The organism is Yimella radicis (genome assembly GCF_054778255.1).
The window spans coordinates 273,110-288,583 of the sequence record NZ_BAAGZR010000003.1 but is presented as its reverse complement, the minus strand read 5'-3'; the positions used below and the strand labels follow the sequence as shown (position 1 = coordinate 288,583).

Annotated in this window: 15 protein-coding genes, 1 pseudogene and 1 riboswitch; of the genes and pseudogenes, 9 read left to right on the top strand and 7 right to left on the bottom strand. The window is 67.8% G+C overall.

Annotation, left to right across the window (positions count from 1 at the left end; all coding sequences use genetic code 11):
* Nucleotides 1-44: 44 nt before the first annotated feature.
* Nucleotides 45-515, bottom strand: coding sequence for an aminoacyl-tRNA deacylase (locus ACYU8W_RS03165; protein WP_499466559.1), 471 nt, complete (start codon nucleotides 513-515; stop codon nucleotides 45-47).
* Nucleotides 516-538: 23 nt separating this feature from the next.
* On the opposite strand from ACYU8W_RS03165, the gene ACYU8W_RS03160 reads away from it, so the two are divergent.
* From ACYU8W_RS03160 to hutI, 4 genes and pseudogenes are all read left to right on the top strand, one after another.
* The gene (locus ACYU8W_RS03160; RefSeq protein ID WP_499466557.1) at nucleotides 539-1,753 is read left to right on the top strand and encodes an allantoate amidohydrolase; all 1,215 of its coding nucleotides are present in this window, start codon (nucleotides 539-541) and stop codon (nucleotides 1,751-1,753) included.
* A pseudogene (locus tag ACYU8W_RS03155) lies at nucleotides 1,753-1,917 on the top strand (pyrimidine dimer DNA glycosylase/endonuclease V); the annotation flags it as partial. The gene ACYU8W_RS03160 and the pseudogene ACYU8W_RS03155, both read left to right, overlap by 1 nt.
* 53 nt (nucleotides 1,918-1,970) lie before the next feature.
* The gene (locus ACYU8W_RS03150) at nucleotides 1,971-3,338 is read left to right on the top strand and encodes a formimidoylglutamate deiminase (protein ID WP_499466555.1); all 1,368 of its coding nucleotides are present in this window, start codon (nucleotides 1,971-1,973) and stop codon (nucleotides 3,336-3,338) included.
* Nucleotides 3,335-4,531 carry an imidazolonepropionase gene (gene hutI / locus ACYU8W_RS03145; protein ID WP_499466553.1) on the top strand — a complete coding sequence of 399 codons (1,197 nt, stop codon included), beginning with the start codon at nucleotides 3,335-3,337 and terminating at the stop codon, nucleotides 4,529-4,531. The genes ACYU8W_RS03150 and hutI overlap by 4 nt, the downstream gene beginning before the upstream one ends.
* A 54-nt stretch (nucleotides 4,532-4,585) precedes the next feature.
* Here the strand turns inward: hutI and ACYU8W_RS03140 are convergent, their stop codons facing one another.
* The 4 genes from ACYU8W_RS03140 to ACYU8W_RS03125 all read right to left on the bottom strand — a co-directional run bounded on the left by ACYU8W_RS03140 (nucleotide 4,586) and on the right by ACYU8W_RS03125 (nucleotide 8,395).
* Nucleotides 4,586-4,894 (bottom strand): DUF4333 domain-containing protein, encoded by a 309-nt coding sequence (locus tag ACYU8W_RS03140; protein WP_499466551.1) that lies wholly within the window; start codon nucleotides 4,892-4,894, stop codon nucleotides 4,586-4,588.
* A 72-nt stretch (nucleotides 4,895-4,966) separates the two neighbouring features.
* Nucleotides 4,967-6,250, bottom strand: coding sequence for a dihydrolipoamide acetyltransferase family protein (locus tag ACYU8W_RS03135; RefSeq protein WP_499466550.1), 1,284 nt, complete (start codon nucleotides 6,248-6,250; stop codon nucleotides 4,967-4,969).
* Nucleotides 6,243-7,274, bottom strand: coding sequence for an alpha-ketoacid dehydrogenase subunit beta (locus ACYU8W_RS03130; protein ID WP_499466548.1), 1,032 nt, complete (start codon nucleotides 7,272-7,274; stop codon nucleotides 6,243-6,245). Before ACYU8W_RS03130 ends, ACYU8W_RS03135 begins: the two co-directional genes overlap by 8 nt.
* On the bottom strand, nucleotides 7,271-8,395 hold the full coding sequence (locus ACYU8W_RS03125; RefSeq protein WP_499466546.1) for a thiamine pyrophosphate-dependent dehydrogenase E1 component subunit alpha: 1,125 nt from the start codon (nucleotides 8,393-8,395) through the stop codon (nucleotides 7,271-7,273). Before ACYU8W_RS03125 ends, ACYU8W_RS03130 begins: the two co-directional genes overlap by 4 nt.
* 65 nt (nucleotides 8,396-8,460) lie before the next feature.
* Here ACYU8W_RS03125 and ACYU8W_RS03120 point away from each other — a divergent pair, with 65 nt between their 5' ends.
* The gene (locus ACYU8W_RS03120; RefSeq protein ID WP_499466544.1) at nucleotides 8,461-8,985 is read left to right on the top strand and encodes an Lrp/AsnC family transcriptional regulator; all 525 of its coding nucleotides are present in this window, start codon (nucleotides 8,461-8,463) and stop codon (nucleotides 8,983-8,985) included.
* A 433-nt stretch (nucleotides 8,986-9,418) separates the two neighbouring features.
* Here ACYU8W_RS03120 and ACYU8W_RS03115 read toward each other — a convergent pair whose 3' ends face one another.
* Nucleotides 9,419-9,757: a DUF4235 domain-containing protein gene (locus ACYU8W_RS03115; protein WP_499466542.1), complete on the bottom strand. Its 339-nt coding sequence runs from the start codon at nucleotides 9,755-9,757 to the stop codon at nucleotides 9,419-9,421.
* 145 nt (nucleotides 9,758-9,902) lie between these two features.
* Nucleotides 9,903-10,010, top strand: a riboswitch (TPP riboswitch).
* Between the two features lie 16 nt (nucleotides 10,011-10,026).
* Here ACYU8W_RS03115 and ACYU8W_RS03110 point away from each other — a divergent pair.
* Genes ACYU8W_RS03110 through ACYU8W_RS03095 form a run of 4 tightly spaced genes read left to right on the top strand, consistent with a single transcriptional unit; the run spans nucleotide 10,027 to nucleotide 14,652 of the window.
* Nucleotides 10,027-11,091 (top strand): thiamine ABC transporter substrate-binding protein, encoded by a 1,065-nt coding sequence (locus ACYU8W_RS03110; protein WP_499466540.1) that lies wholly within the window; start codon nucleotides 10,027-10,029, stop codon nucleotides 11,089-11,091.
* On the top strand, nucleotides 11,091-12,734 hold the full coding sequence (locus ACYU8W_RS03105) for an ABC transporter permease (RefSeq protein ID WP_499466538.1): 1,644 nt from the start codon (nucleotides 11,091-11,093) through the stop codon (nucleotides 12,732-12,734). The genes ACYU8W_RS03110 and ACYU8W_RS03105 overlap by 1 nt, the downstream gene beginning before the upstream one ends.
* 2 nt (nucleotides 12,735-12,736) lie before the next feature.
* Nucleotides 12,737-13,738, top strand: coding sequence for an ABC transporter ATP-binding protein (locus ACYU8W_RS03100; protein WP_499466536.1), 1,002 nt, complete (start codon nucleotides 12,737-12,739; stop codon nucleotides 13,736-13,738).
* A complete protein-coding gene (locus ACYU8W_RS03095; protein ID WP_499466534.1) occupies nucleotides 13,735-14,652 on the top strand; it encodes an N-acetylglucosamine-6-phosphate deacetylase in 918 nt (305 codons plus the stop codon). The genes ACYU8W_RS03100 and ACYU8W_RS03095 overlap by 4 nt, the downstream gene beginning before the upstream one ends.
* Before the next feature lie 8 nt (nucleotides 14,653-14,660).
* On the opposite strand, the gene ACYU8W_RS03090 is transcribed toward ACYU8W_RS03095, so the two are convergent.
* Entirely contained in the window at nucleotides 14,661-15,467 is an 807-nt protein-coding gene (locus ACYU8W_RS03090) for a thioesterase family protein (RefSeq protein WP_499466532.1), read from the bottom strand.
* Nucleotides 15,468-15,474: the final 7 nt, after the last annotated feature.

Below are 15,474 nucleotides of genomic sequence, written 5' to 3'. Positions count from 1 at the left end.
CGCAGATCAGGCGGGTCGACCCGCGCGTTATGCGGACTTTCGGGTCAGCCCTGCTCGGACAGGTCGGCGACGGTGGCACCGAAGTGGGCGATCACATCGTCACCGCTGACAGAGAGACCGACGCCGTGACCGCCACCACCGAGACTGATCGTGCGGCCGCGCAGGTGTTCGTCGGCGTAGACCGGCAGGTCACGCGCCGAACCGAACGGGGTGATGGTGCCGCGTTCGTACCCGGTCACTTGCTTGGCCGTCGCCGCGTCGGGCATCGACAGTCGTTTGGTGCCGAGCAGCTCACGCACCTTCGGCCAGGAGAACTGACGGTCACCCGGCACCAGCACGAACACGTACTCATCGTCGGTGACCCGCACGACGAGGGTCTTGATCAGGTCGCGCGGTTCGATCCCGCGCGCTGCCGCGGCCTCCTCCAGACTCGACACTTTCCCGTGCCGGGTCACGGTGTGTTCGATACCTGCCGCACGGGCGGCCTCGATCGCCGGAGTCGTTTCGTCAGCCATGTGACCGAGCCTAGGTTGGACAGGTGACTTCTGTGCACTCCCATTTCGACGCGATGTGGGCCGAACTGCAACCGATCGGACGCGACGGTCGGACGGCCGGTTACCGGCGGTTCGCGCTGACCGACGAGGACCTCACGCTGCGCGAATGGTTCGCCGGTGAGTGCGGCGCACTCGGTCTCGACCTTGTCGAGGACCGGATGGGCAACCAGTGGGCCTGGTGGGGAGACCCGGACGCAACCGCCGGGGTCGTCACCGGCTCGCACCTCGACTCGGTGCCGGACGGTGGTGCCTACGACGGGCCGCTCGGCGTCGTATCTTCCCTCGCCGCCGTGAAACGTATGCAGGACAACGGGTTCCGGCCCGATTGTCCGATCGGGATCGTGAACTTCGGGGACGAGGAAGGTGCACGCTTCGGTGTTGCCTGCGCCGGGTCACGGGTGATCACCGGTGCAATGACCACTGACCGTGCGCTCGCGCTGAAGGATGCCGACGGTGTGACGATGGCCGAAGCCATGCAGCGCGCCGGTCGATCCACGGGCATCGGACGGGACGAGGAGACCCTGCGCCGGGTCGCTGCGTTCGTCGAACTGCACGTGGAGCAGGGCCGCGCCCTGGCCGACCTCGACCCGGCCACGTCCGCGGTCGCCGTCGGTACGGACATCTGGCCGCACGGGCGGTGGCGCGCCGACTTCGCCGGACGGGCCGACCACGCCGGCACCACCGCACTGGGCGACCGAGCCGACGCGATGCTCGAAGCGGCTGCCTTCGTCCAGGCCGCACGCGAGGAAGCTGCCCGTCGCGACGGTGAATCCCGTTGTGTCGCAACGGTGGGCAAACTCGACGTACAACCCGGTGGTGTGAACGCGATTCCTTCGCATGTCACCGCTTGGTTGGACGCCCGTAGCAGCGACGAGCGCCTCGTGCTCGACACGATCGCCGCACTCGAGCGACGTTTCCCGGGTGCGCTCAGCCAGGAGTCCTGGACCCCGACCACACCGTTCGACGCCTCGCTGTGTGCCCGACTGCAGCGCACGCTCGGTGCACACACGCCGATGCTCGGCACGGGCGCCGGCCACGACGCAGGCATCCTGGCCAATGCCGGTGTGCCGACCGCGATGTTGTTCGTGCGCAACCCGACCGGCAGTTCGCACACACCCGAGGAGTTCGCCGAGGCGGACGACTGTCACCGAGGCGTCGACGCACTGGTGAAGGTGCTGGAAGACCTGGCGAGCGTCTGATGCGCATTTGGTCGGTCCACCCCGCTCAACTCGACCGCGCGGCTCTGGCGTCGTGTTGGCGAGAGACCCTGCTGGCTCAATCCGTGCTTGCCGGGCGCACCAAGGGCTACACCCGGCACCCGCAACTCCAACGGTGGCGAGCCACGCCCGAACCCCTCGCTGCGCACCCGATGCTCGAGTTGGTCGACGGCGGGATCGAACCGTGGGAGATCGTGAAATGAAGCAGTTCTGGTGCGAGTACGCATTGCTGCCCGACGGACTCGCGCGGTCGGTGCTGTTGACGATTGAGGACGCAGAAGACGGCGACGATGCCCGACGCTTCGTCGCCGTCGAGCAGGACGCGCCGGCCGGGGGTGCCGAGGTACTGCGCGGGGTCACCATGCCGGGTTTCGCGAACACCCACAGCCACGCCTTTCACCGCGCCTTGCGGGGTCGCACCCACGACGGCGGGGGCACGTTCTGGACCTGGCGTGACCGCATGTATCACGTTGCGGGGCAACTGGATCCCGACAACTATCTATCGCTGGCCAAGGCGACGTACGCAGAGATGGCGCTCGCGGGCATCACGACGGTCGGTGAGTTCCACTACGTGCATCACAACCCGGACGGCACCCCGTACGACGACCCGAATGTCATGGGCATGGCCCTGCAGCAAGCGGCACGGGACGCCGGTATCCGGTTGACCCTGCTCGACACCTGCTATCTGCGTGGCGGGTTGACCGCCGACGGGCACACCCCGTTGTCAGCCCAGCAACGTCGGTTCGGCGATGCGGACGTGATGGCCTGGGGTGAACGGGTGAGCCGTCTCGACGCCTGGCATTCGCGCGGCTTCGCCGTCGGCACCGCGATGCATTCAGTGCGGGCGGTGCCTTTCGACCAACTGACAGCCGCCGCGAACCTCGCTTCACACGTCTGCGAGGGCACATGGTCCGTCGATCCGTTGCACATCCACTTGAGCGAGCAGCCGGCGGAGAACGAAGCCTGCCTCGCTCACTACGGACGGACCCCGACCCAACTCCTCTCGGAAGCCGGCCTGATCGATCGCAATCTGACCGCAGTCCATGCCACCCACCTCAACGACGAGGACATCCGCCTGCTCGCAGACGAGCACGCCTTCGCGAGCTTCTGTCCGACGACCGAGCGCGACCTCGCCGACGGCATCGGTCCGGCGAAGGCGTTGCGCGACAGTGGAGTCGGCATCTCGCTGGGCAGCGACCAGCACGCGGTGATCGACATGTTCGAGGAGATTCGAGCGGTCGAGATGCACGAGCGTCTGCGCACCAATGCACGAGGTCACTTCGCAGCGCAGGACCTCCTCGGTATGGCCACCCGGCACGACAGCCTGGGCTGGGAGGACGCCGGCCAGCTCGCTCCCGGAATGCACGCCGACTTCGCCACCGTCTCGTTCGACTCACCACGCACGGCCGGCATCGACCCGGCGCAGATTCTGTTCGCCGCGACGTCGGCCGACGTGCACACCGTCGTCCGTGACGGTGAGCCGATCGTGACCGACAGGCACCACCACCTCGGCGACGTGGGACGAATGCTCGCCGACTCCATCGCACCCTTCTGGGAGGACGCATGACCAGCACGCTCATCACCGGCATCAGCGAACTCGTCACCAATGACCCAGAGCAGGACAACGGGTTGCTCGGCATCGTCGAGGACGCGGCGATCGTGGTGTCGGACAACGCGATCGAATGGATCGGTCTGCAGTCCGAGGCGTCCGCGGCGGACCTGCACCGCGACGTCGGCGGACGAGCAGTGCTGCCGGGTTTTGTCGACAGCCATACTCACCTCGTCTTCGCCGGGGACCGCAGCGCCGAGTTCTCGGCACGGATGACCGGTGAGCCGTACGACGGGGGCGGCATCGCGGTGTCGATGGCCGCCACCCGGGGCGCGTCGGACGACGAACTGCGCTCGCTCGTCCGTCGCCGCGTCCAGGAGATGCGCGGCCAGGGGACGACCAGCTGGGAGATCAAGTCGGGTTACGGACTCGATGTGGACACTGAGGCCCGGTCGCTGCGTATCGCCCGCGAATTCACCTCGGAGACAACGTTCCTGGGTGCTCACGTCATGCCGCCGGAGGCGAGGAAAGACCGCGCGGCGTACGTCGAACTCGTGACCGGACCGATGCTCGAGGCGTGCGCTCCGCACGCGAAGTGGATAGACGTGTTCTGTGAACCACACAGCCAGTACGCCTTCACCGAGGCGGAATCACGCACGGTGTTGGACGCCGGAAAGGCGAGGGCACTCGGTGTGCGGGTACACGGCAACCAGTTGGGCCACGGTCCCGGCGTGCAGCTCGCGGTGGAACTGGGTGCGGCGAGCGTCGATCACTGCACCTTCCTGACCGACGGCGACGTCGATGCCCTCGCAGCGAGCGACACCGTGGCCACGCTGTTGCCGGGCGTGGAGTTCTCCACCCGGATGCCGTACCCGCGGGCGCGTGACCTCATCGATGCCGGCGCCACGGTCGCACTCGCGAGCGACTGCAATCCGGGTACGTGTTACTCCAGTTCGATCCCGTTCGTCATCGCGCTGGCGGTGCGCGAGCTACGGATGACTCCTGCCGAGGCGGTATGGGCGGCGACTGCCGGGGCGGCGACGTCGTTGCGCCGCAACGACATCGGAGTGCTCACTCCGGGAGCGCGAGCCGACCTCGCAGTTCTCGATGCGCCGAGTCACCTGCACCTGGCGTACCGGCCGGGGGTGCCGATCGCTGCGGCGGTCGACCTTTGCGCGGGAGAAGAGCTGGATGAGCTGCACCTGGAGTAGGAATGAGGAAGGGCCGTACCGAATCGTCGCGGCCCTTCCTCATCGAGCGAAGGATCAGTCCTTCTCGACCGAGTAGTTGACGGTCTTGCCGTTGACCGACTTCACGACGGCCTTGAACTTCTGCTTGGAGCCGGCGACCTCGGCCTCACACTTGACCTCTTCACCGACCTTCGCCTTGAGGTCGTCGTCGCAGTCGACGTCCTTGACTTCCTTGTCGGGGTTGGTCGACTTGATGCGCTGCTCGATCTGCTTCTCGACGTCCTTCTCCTTCACAGCCGGTTCGCTACTGCACGCGGTGAGCCCGCCGAGGAGCAGGACACTGGTGAGGGACGCCGCTGCTGCGCGGCCGAGGCGGTTGGTCATGATGATTCTTCCTCCGAGGAATTGAGGTTTGTCCTCGTGGATCCTACGCAGGAATGCGCGCACCGAGGCGGCTCAGCAGTCGGCCAGTAGTCGCACCGGCTGCTCGACCGCATCGGCGACGAACCGCAGGAATCCGCCGGCTGAACCGCCGTCGCACACGCGGTGATCGAAGGTGAAACCGAGTTGGGTGACCTTGCGGACGGCGAGTTGTCCGTCGACCGCCCATGGCCGATCGATGATGCGTCCGACACCCAGCATCGCTGCCTCGGGGTGGTTGAGGATCGGTGTGGACCCGTCGACTCCCAACACGCCGTAGTTGTTCAGCGTGAAGGTGCCGCCGGTGAGTTCGCCGGGCGACAGGTCGCCGGTGCGGGCGCGAGCAGTCAGGTCGGCCAGCGCCTCGGCCAACCGGCCGGTGGTCATCTCCTGAGCACCGCGCACGACGGGAACGACCAGACCCCGGGGCGACTGGGCCGCGAACCCGAGATTGATCTGCTTGTGCCGCACGATCGTGTCGCCGTCGACGGACGCATTGAGTTCAGGGAACTGCTGGAGTCCGGCGACGCAGAACCGCGCCAGCAGCGCGAGCAGGCCGATGCCGGACGACTTCAACTGTGCGCGCACGGCCAGCAGTTCGGTGGCATCGACGTCGACCCAGGTGGTGGCGTCCGGGATCTCCCGACGCGAGGTCGACAGCTTCTCGGCGATGGCCTTGCGGACGCCGGTCAGCGGGATGCGTTCGTCACCGTCCGCGGCGACCACGGCCTTCTCGGGCTCGGCGGACTGCTTGTTCGTCCTGGCCGAGAGCGCCGACTCGATATCGCTGCGTCGCAACACAGTTCCCGAAGCCGGTCGCAGGGTGCGCAGGTCGAGGCCACCGTCGGCGGCGAGCTTGCGCACCAGCGGCGAGATGACCTGCGGGGCACGCTGCTGCGTGAACGCCGGCGGCAGGGAGGCTGTGGCGTCCACGCAGGAGCGGTCTGTGGCGCCGTTCAGCGCGCCGCGAGGGGCGCGCCGACGGCGGGTCTGGTCGGCGTGGCCCGTGCCGTACCCGATCAGGACGGCGCCGGAACCATGGTCGCCGTCCTCGCCCTGCACGGCCTCCGTGGCAGGGGCGTTGTCGGAGACCGTGATCAGCGGGGCACCGACTCTGACCACATCACCGGTGCTTCCGTGGCGAGTGGCGACCCGCCCGGCGTAGGGGATGGGTACCTCGACCGTGGCTTTGGCGGTCTCGACGACCACGACGTTCTGGTCGATCGACACCTCTGCCTGGTCGTGAACCAGCCACTCCACGATCTCGGCCTCGGTGAGTCCTTCGCCGAGGTCGGGCAGATTGAAGACGCGCTCAGCCACGGTTGTCACCGACGAACGGCTCGTCGTCCCACTGCAATCGGTCGATCGCATCGAGGATGCGGTCGACACCGGGCAGGTAGGTGTGCTCCAGCATCGGCGCCGGATACGGAAGCGGCAACCCGCTGACCCGCAGCACCGGGGCGGCCAGGGAGTGGAAGCAGCGTTCGGCGATCCGAGAGGCCAATTCGCCTGCGACGCCGGCAAATCCCTGCGCTTCGCTCACCACCACGCAGCGTCCGGTACGCCGCACCGACTCCATGACCGTCATGTCGTCCAACGGGACGATGCTGCGCAGATCGACGACCTCGACGTCGTAACCCTCTGCGGCGGCTGCTTCGGCCGCTTTCAGCGACACCGGTAGCGAGGGACCGTAGGCCACCAGGGTGACCTCCTTGCCCGGCCGGCGCACGGCGGCCAGACCGACAGGCGCCGAGGGAGTCTCGGTGTCGACGTCCGCCTTGCTCCAGTAGAGGACCTTCGGCTCCATGAAGATCACCGGGTCGGGATCGGCGATCGCCTCGCGCAGCATCCAGTATGCGTCCTGCGGCGTGGCCGGGGTGTAGACCTTCAGGCCGGGCGTGTGCGCGTAGTAGCCCTCGGAGGAGTCGCAGTGGTGCTCGACCCCACCGATGCCGCCGGCGTAGGGCACCCGGATGACCATCGGCAGCGTGACATTGCCGGCGGTGCGGTTGTGCATCTTCGCGACGTGAGAAGCGATCTGTTCGAACGCCGGGTAGGCGAACGCGTCGAACTGCATCTCGACCACGGGCCGGAAACCGGTGTAACACAGGCCGATCGCGAACCCGACGATGCCGGACTCAGCCAACGGCGTGTCGAAGCAGCGGTCCTCGCCGAAGTCGCGGGTCAACCCGTCGGTGATGCGGAAGACGCCGCCGAGGGTGCCGACGTCCTCACCGAAGACCAGGACGTCGTCGTTCTCGGTCATCGCATCGCGCAGCGCCTGGTTGATCGCCTTCGCAAAGGTCAGCGAGCTGGTGCGGGCAGGAGCGTCGATGGTGGTCATCGGGTCACCTCGTCGGCGGCCTGCAGTTCGCGGACGACCATGGCGCGGGCGTCCTCAACCTGAGGCGTCGTGGACTGGAAAACATTGTCGAACAAGGACATCGGGTCGACAACGGGGTCGGCGTTCATGCGGTCTCGCAGGTCGCAGGCCAACGCTTCGGCCTCCTGGCGGACCGCGTTGGCCTGGTCGTCGTTGAGCAGACCGCGTGAACGCAAGTACGCCTCGAGACGCGCGATCGGGTCACGGTCGAGCCAGGCGCAGACCTCGTCGCCGGAGCGGTAGCGGTTCGCGTCGTCGGCGTTGGTGTGTGCGTCCATGCGGTAGGTGTGCGCCTCGATGAGGAACGGACCCTTGCCGATGCGGCAGTGCTCGAGCGCCGCGTCCATGACGGCGAGCACCGCGGCCGGGTCGTTGCCGTCGACCTGCTCGCTGGCCACGCCGTAGCCGATTCCCTTGTACGCCAACGACGGTGCCTTCGTCTGCTTGGAGAGCGGGACGCTGATCGCGTACTTGTTGTTCTGCACGAAGAAGATCGCGGGCGCATCGAAGACCGCCGCGAAGTTCAGCGCCTCGTGGAAATCGCCCTCGCTGGTCGCACCGTCGCCGATGAAGCCGAGCGCGACGGAGTCCTCACCGCGACGCTTGAGGCCGTAGGCCGTGCCGGCTGCGTGCACCAGCTGCGTCGCCAGCGGAGTGCACTGGGCGGCCGTGCGGTGCTTCATCGGCTCGTACCCGCAGTGCGCGCTGCCGCGCAGCAGGGTCAGCACCTCGACCGGGTCGATGCCGCGGGTCACCAGAGCCATCGACTCGCGATAGGTCGGGAACATCCAGTCGCGCTCGGTGAGCGCACGGATCGCAGCGACCTGGCAGGCCTCCTGGCCACGCGAGGACGGATAGACCGCCAGCCGACCCTGTTTGGTCAGAGCGGTCGCCTGCAGATCGAAGCGGCGTCCGATCACCATGTGCCGCCAGACGTCCTGGAGCCGGTCGGCGTCCGGCATGACATAGGGACGACGGGTGCCGGTCTGGGTGACCTCGGCGCCGGTCGGGTCGATCAGCTGCACCGGTCGGGCCGAGGGCAGGAGGTCCTCGATCGTCGGATCATGGACTGTGGTCTGCATCACACTATCGTCGCGATCCGGGCCGACTGGCTCAAGTTCGGCGCAAAGGAGTGGATGATCGGCGCATGAATGCCGAAGATGAGATCAATTCGTCCAGTAGTGATGCACGCTCCGCACCCACGGCTGGACGATCGGCAGCGGCCCTGGACGTGGTTGATTCACGCATCCTGGCGGCGTTGCGCGAGGATTCCCGGCTGTCCGTGCGAGCGCTTGCCGAGAAGCTGCATCTGAGTCGGGCCGGGGCCTACGCGCGCATCGAGCGGTTGCGTGAACGAGGAGTGATCACCGGCTTCACGATCGCCATCGATCCCGCGGCGGCCGGCCTGACCACCACGGCGTACGTGGCGATCAACATCGAGCAGAACACCTGGCGGCGGGTCAGCGAGGAACTAGCGACGTTGCCCTATCTGGACACCATCTCGCTCATGGGTTCGGACTTCGACGTCCTCGTCCAGGTGCACGCGCCCGACAATGCCTCGCTGCGCACGCTCGTCCTCGAACGCATCCAGGCCATCCCGGGCGTCCTGGGCACCCGCACCTGGCTGGTGTTCGACGAGTCCCGTGGGGTCGGGACTCCGTGGGAGGCGTGAGCACATGGCTGTGTCTCCCGCTGCGGGCGGGGGATTCCGCGGCGGGAGGCACATGTCAAGCTGCGTGCGCCCTATGGACGACAAGGCTTGTCGGACTACTGGCCCTATGTCGCAGCCGGGAACGCGGTCGCTCTGGCGCTGCCGACCTACGAGCCGCTGACCGGGTCGACCGCAGCGAAGCGCTCGCCTGCGCGCGGTCGGCGGCGGCGGTGTACGAAGCGCACGTGGCCGCCGCGGCATCGCGGTACTCGTGGTGGAACCAACTGTCCGACCACCACCCGCGTCCGGCGCGGGATCTGCGGAGCTGACGCGGACCACGTCCGGACATACAGATCGCTTCTGGTCATCCAAATCACGACTGGCCGCGCAGGCGGCAGCCGTCGCGGACCGGGCGGCCAGAAGCGACCCGGTGGGCCGGACGTGAGGCTGTTGGTCAGGCCTTCTTCGTTGCCTTCTCCAGCGCCTTCTGGTGCTCCTTGACGACGACCTGCGGCGGGTGACCGGCGGTCTTGGTCCAGAATTCGGCGGCCTTGCGCTCACCCAGCGCACGCACACCCTGCGCGACGGCGGCGGCGAGCAGGACGAACAGCGCGGTCTCCTTGGCGGAGTAGTTCGGGTCGTGCTTGCCGACCGGCGCCGGCTGTCCGGTGACTGCGTGCCAACCCTGGTTGGTGACCTTGTTGGCGATCTGAGTTGCCGCCACACCGGCCGCAGCCGCGACGATCTTCCACACCACAGAGCCCATGAGTTCCTCCAAGTCAGCGGCCGTCACCGGCCGGTCGGGTCGATTTGTCTGGTCAGAGCCTGCCATGTTTCGCCCGGCTTGCACGTTTGCGCGCCCGATGATTCGGGCTGTGATCCCGGCCGCATGGAACGGCCGCCGACAAGACGCCGGCGAGACGGTGTAGCGTCCGATGCGGAAACGACAGGGGAGCGCACGGTGCGCTGAGAGTGCGGCGATCGGGCCGCAGACCCTCGAACCTGATCCGGTTAGTACCGGTGTAGGAAGTCGAGCCCCTCCTTGCATCCGAGGAGGATCAGTTGTTCCGGAGAACCTTCACCACCGCGTGCTGCGGCACCCTCGCCCTGGCCATCGCCGGCTGCTCGACCACCGGCGACGACAAGCCCGCAGCGACATCGTCCGGCAAGGTCACGACCGTCAAGCTCGTCACTCACGAGTCGTTCGTGATCCCCAAGGACGTGCAGGCCGAGTTCACCAAGACCACGGGATACCAACTGCAGGTGCTCGCCTCCGGGGACGCGGGCAAGCTCGCCAACGCGGTCGTGCTCGCCAAGGGCAACCCGACGGGCGACGTCGTGTTCGGCATCGACAACACCTTCGCTTCCCGGGTCGTCGACTCCGGTGCGCTCGCCGCCAACGAACCGAAGGCACTCCCGAAGAGCGCATCGAAGTACGCGTTACCCGGCGAAGCCGCGCAGTCGCTCGCGCCGATCGACTTCGGTGACGTGTGCGTCAACGTCGACGACGCCTGGTTCGCGGCGAAGAAGAAGGCGAAGCCGCAAAGCCTGGACGACCTCACCAAGCCCGAGTACAAGGACCTCTTCGTCACGCCCGGTGCCGCGACGTCCTCGCCCGGTATGGCCTTCCTGCTCGCCACTGTCGCGAAGTACGGCGACGACGGTTGGCAGGACTACTGGAAGAAGCTCAAGGCGAACGGCGTGAAGGTCACCAGCGGTTGGAGCGACGCGTGGGGCGTCGACTACACCGCCGGCGGCGGCAAGGGGACGCGTCCGATCGTGTTGTCGTACAACACTTCTCCCGCCGACACGATCAAGGACGGCAAGCCGACGACGTCCGCCATGACGGACTCCTGCTTCCGGCAGGTCGAGTACGCCGGCGTGCTGAAGGGCGCGAAGAACGAGCCCGGCGCGAAGGCGTTCATCGACTTCATGCTCGGCAAGAAGTTCCAGGCGTCGATGCCGAAGAACATGTACGTCTTCCCGGTCGATGACCAGGTGAAGCTGCCCGACGCCTGGCAGACCGCGGTCAAGGTGCCGGACAAGCCGTTGCAGGTCGACCCCACGAAGATCACGAAGAACCGGGACGACTGGCTGCGCCGCTGGCAGGACGCCGTCTCCGGGTGATGCCTACTCGCCTCGGGCGATCGCTCGTTCCGGCGCTCGCAGCACTGATCCCGCTGGCCTTCCTGGCGGTGTTCTTCCTGCTGCCCGTGTCGGCGATGGTCGCCCGAGGCCTGCACCTCGACGGGCAATGGTCCTTGGACGCGGTACGTGACGTCCTGACGAGGCCACGCACCCGCCGCGTCGTCTGGTTCACGGTGTGGATCAGCTCGCTCGCGACGCTCATCACCGTGCTGCTCGGCGTGCCGATCGCGTACGTCACCTACCGGCTGAAACTGCCGCTGACGGGGCTGGTGCGCGGGCTGCTGGTGATGCCCTTCGTGCTGCCGACCGTCGTGGTCGGCATCGCGTTCCGTAGCCTGCTGTCGACGTCCGGTCCCTTGGGTTTCCTGGGTTGGGACGGCTCGTGGCAGGCGATTCTCGCCGCCCTGGTGTTCTTCAACATCGCGGTGGTCGTGCGCACCGTCGGCGGACGCTGGCAGTCGCTCGATCCACGGCAGGCCGAGGCTGCGGCCTCGCTCGGCGCGAGTCCGTGGACGGTGCTGCGAACCGTCACTCTGCCGGCGTTGCGTCCGGCCGTCGTCTCCGCCGCGATGGTGGTGTTCCTCTTCTGTGCCGGGTCCTTCGGCGTGGTGCTGACGCTCGGCGGGGTGCGCTACTCGACGGTCGAGACCGAGATCTACCTGCTGACCACGAACTTCCTCGACCTGCGCGCCGCCGCGGTGCTGAGCCTGCTACAGGCACTGGTCGTGATCGCACTGCTGTTGCTGACCGAACGCATCACCGACCGTGGCGAGACCCGTCTTCGATCGGGCACCTTTGTGCAGCAACGGGTTCGGCGCAGCGATCTGCCTCACCTATTGCTCACCGGCGCCGCGTTGATCTTCGTGCTGGCGCCGCTGGTCACCCTCGTCGCCCGGTCGCTGCAGGTCGGTGACGGCTGGGGCTTGGCCCATTACCGCAAGCTCACACAGGTCGGATCGGTGCCGGCCCTGCAGGTCAGCGTCTTCGATGCGCTGCTGACCTCGTTGCGGGTGGCGGTCGACGCCACCTTGCTCGCGATGCTCCTCGGACTGCTGGTCAGCTTCGTGATCACCCGGCGTCCGACCTCGGCGGGCGGACGCCGTCTGCTGTCGGCGCTGGACGCCACCTTCATGCTGCCGCTGGGTATCTCCGCGGTCACCGTCGGGTTCGGCTTCCTGATCGCGTTGGACGAGCCGCCGCTCGACCTGCGCTCGTCGCCGCTCCTCGTCCCGGTCGCGCAGGCGCTCGTCGCTCTGCCGCTGGTGGTGCGGGTGATGGCGCCCGCGCTGCGCTCGGTCGACCCGCGGGAACGGGAAGCGACCGCTGCACTCGGTGCCAGCCCGATGAGGGTGTTCTGGGACGTCGACCGGCGGGTTTTGACCAAGCCGCTGCTGGCTGCGACCGGGTTCGCCTTCGCCGTGTCGTTGGGTGAGTTCGGCGCGACGAGTTTCCTTGCGCGGCCGGAGAATCCGACTCTGCCCGTGGTGATCTACCAACTGATCGGTCGCCCCGGCGCCGACCACTTCGGCATGGCCCTCGCGGCGTCCGTGATCCTCGCCGGTGTGACTGCGACGATCATGGTCGCGGTCGAGCGACTGCGCGGTCGGACGGGAAGTTGGTGAGCATGCAAGAGGGTCTGGTGGTGAACGACGTCCGCGTCCGTTTCGGCGCGACGGTGGCCGTGAACGACGTCTGCCTCGAGCTTGCGATGGGCCAGGTGATGTCGATCCTCGGACCGTCCGGTTGCGGAAAGTCCACCCTGCTCCGGGTCATCGCCGGGCTGCAGGACCTCGAAGCCGGCACCGTCGGTTTCGACGGTCAGGACGTCACGCGCGTACCGACCCACCGCCGTGGGTTCGGGTTGATGTTCCAGGACGGGCAACTGTTCGGTCATCTCGACGTCGGCGGCAATATCGCCTACCCGCTGCGGCGGCAGGGGGTTGCGTCCCGCGAACGCACCGCCCGGATCACCGAACTGCTTGAGCTCGTCGGACTCGCCGGCTACGAGAAACGCTCGATCAACACGCTCTCCGGCGGACAACAGCAGCGCGTGGCGCTCGCCAGAGCGCTCGCCCCACGACCGCGACTGCTGCTGTTGGACGAGCCGCTGTCGGCTCTCGACCGCGACCTGCGAGAGCGGCTGGCCACCGATCTGCGCCGCATCCTCACCGAGACGGGCACGACCGCATTGCTGGTCACGCACGACCATGACGAAGCACTCACTGTCGCTGATCAGCTGGCGGTCATGCTCGCCGGCCGCATCGTGCAGCACGGTCCGGCGCAGCAGGTCTGGCGTGAGCCACGCGGCCGGGAGGTGGCGCGCATGCTCGGCTACCGAACCGAGGTGGATGCCCGGCGTTGGTCGTCCGCCGGCCTCCCGGGAGCGAATGCCGACGGACCGGTTCTGTTGCGCGACAACGCTTTCCGCGTCTCCGATGCCGGCACGTTCGAAGGAGTCGTACGGGAGACGCGTGCGGTGAGCGGGGGTTCGGCACTGACCGTCGAGCTGCCCGGCGTCGGCCTCGTCCCGGCGGTGGGGGACGACCCGTCGTCCGCGCGCCCAGACGAATCGGTCAGGCTGGAACTCAACCCGCACGCGATCACCACGTCGAAGGCCGAGGCATGACCGAACTCATCGACATCCACTGTCACGGCGGACTCGGTCATGAGTTCGGAGCAGACGTGAAGGCAAGTCGCGCCGCCGCCGGCTATCACCGGTCGCAAGGGGTCTCGCAGCTTGTCGCCAGCCTCGTCTCCGGCACGGCAGAGACGATAGAGCACTCGGTGCGCGTGCTCGCCCCGCTCGTCGCCGACGGCACGTTGCTCGGCATCCACCTCGAAGGCCCCTTCCTGTCGGACGCGCGGCGCGGCGCTCACGACCCGACCGCCCTGCGCGATGCCGACCGCGCGTTGATCGAGCAACTCGCGGCCGTCGCGGAGCACGCCGGAGCGCCGAATGCGTTGCGCCAGATGACGTTCGCTCCCGAACGTGGTGACACCCGAGGCTTGATCGGCGTGCTGGTCGCCCACGGCATCACCCCCGCGATCGGCCATACGGATGCCGATGCCGCCACCGTGACGGCTGCGATCGATCACGTGGTCGAAAGGTCGGGACATCCGGCGTTGATCACGCATCTGTTCAACGGCATGCCGCCGATGCACCACCGCGCCGGTGGTCCCGTGGCGGTCGCGCTCGCAGCAGCGGGCCGCGGAGACGTGTTCGTCGAACTGATCGCCGACGGCGTCCACGTCGCACCCGAGGTGGTTCGGATGGTCTTCGAGACCCTCGGTCCCGAAGCGATCGTGCTGGTCTCGGACTCGATGGCCGCGACCGGGCTCAGCGACGGCCCCTACCGGATCGGCACGCTCGACGTGCGGGTGGAGGGCGGCACTGCCCGCCTCGTGCAGGGGGGTTCGATCGCCGGCAGCACCTCCACGCTGGCCGACTGTGTCCGTTGGGCGATCGACGTGGCGGGTCTGCCCGAAGCCGACGTGCTCACCGCGGCGTCCGTGACCCCGCGCCGAGCGCTCCGGCTCTGAGCAGGCAGCTACTCGGCCGAGTTCCGGTCCGGGAACTCGCGCACGGTCAGGCACTGCTCGATCTTGCCGACCGGGCCGTCCTCGTCGTGGACCGTCGTCGAGGTGAGGCCGAGGCCCGTCGGTCCGAAGGTGACCGCCGTGTCCAGACCGACCCAGCCGGGTCGTGGCGTCCGGATCAGGTGCAGTGACAACTCGACGTTCGGGAACATCAGTTCGGTCGGGCGGACCCTCGTCGCAACGCCGTTGGCCGTGTCGACGCGGGTGACCAGAGCGGCCACAGGAGTGGTCCGCTCGCCCTCGACCAGCGTCGGACGCGTGCGGATCCAGACCGACCGGCGTCCGTCGCGCCCACTGGGCAGTTGTCGCATCTCGAGCGAGGCGATGTAGCCACCGGGCCACTCCTTCGTCGGGTCCATGGGAGCGGCGTGCTCCGGACCGTCCATCGTGGGCAGTTCGTTTCCGGCACGAGCGGTGGTGTCCTGCACCGAAAGCCGCCAGGCGCGGGCGCGGATGATCACGCGGCCGCCGATCGTGAGGGTGGCTTCGAGCAGTTCGATGGTGCGTCCCGGGCGCAGCGTGACCACCTCGATGTGCGACTCCGCGGCCGGGATCATGCCGAGGATCTCCCAGGTGATGCGGCCGATCTGCATGTCGTCGCGAGGATCGTGCGCCTCGAGCATGTAGGTCATCAACGCGCTGATCGGGGCCATGTGCTGCTCGGCGTCCTGCCAGGCACCCTGGGCGTGCAGAGTGGGCATGAAGGTGTTCTCGTCGATGCGCCGGTAGTAGGCGTCGGAGTGCGGATCGAGGCTCACTCGATTG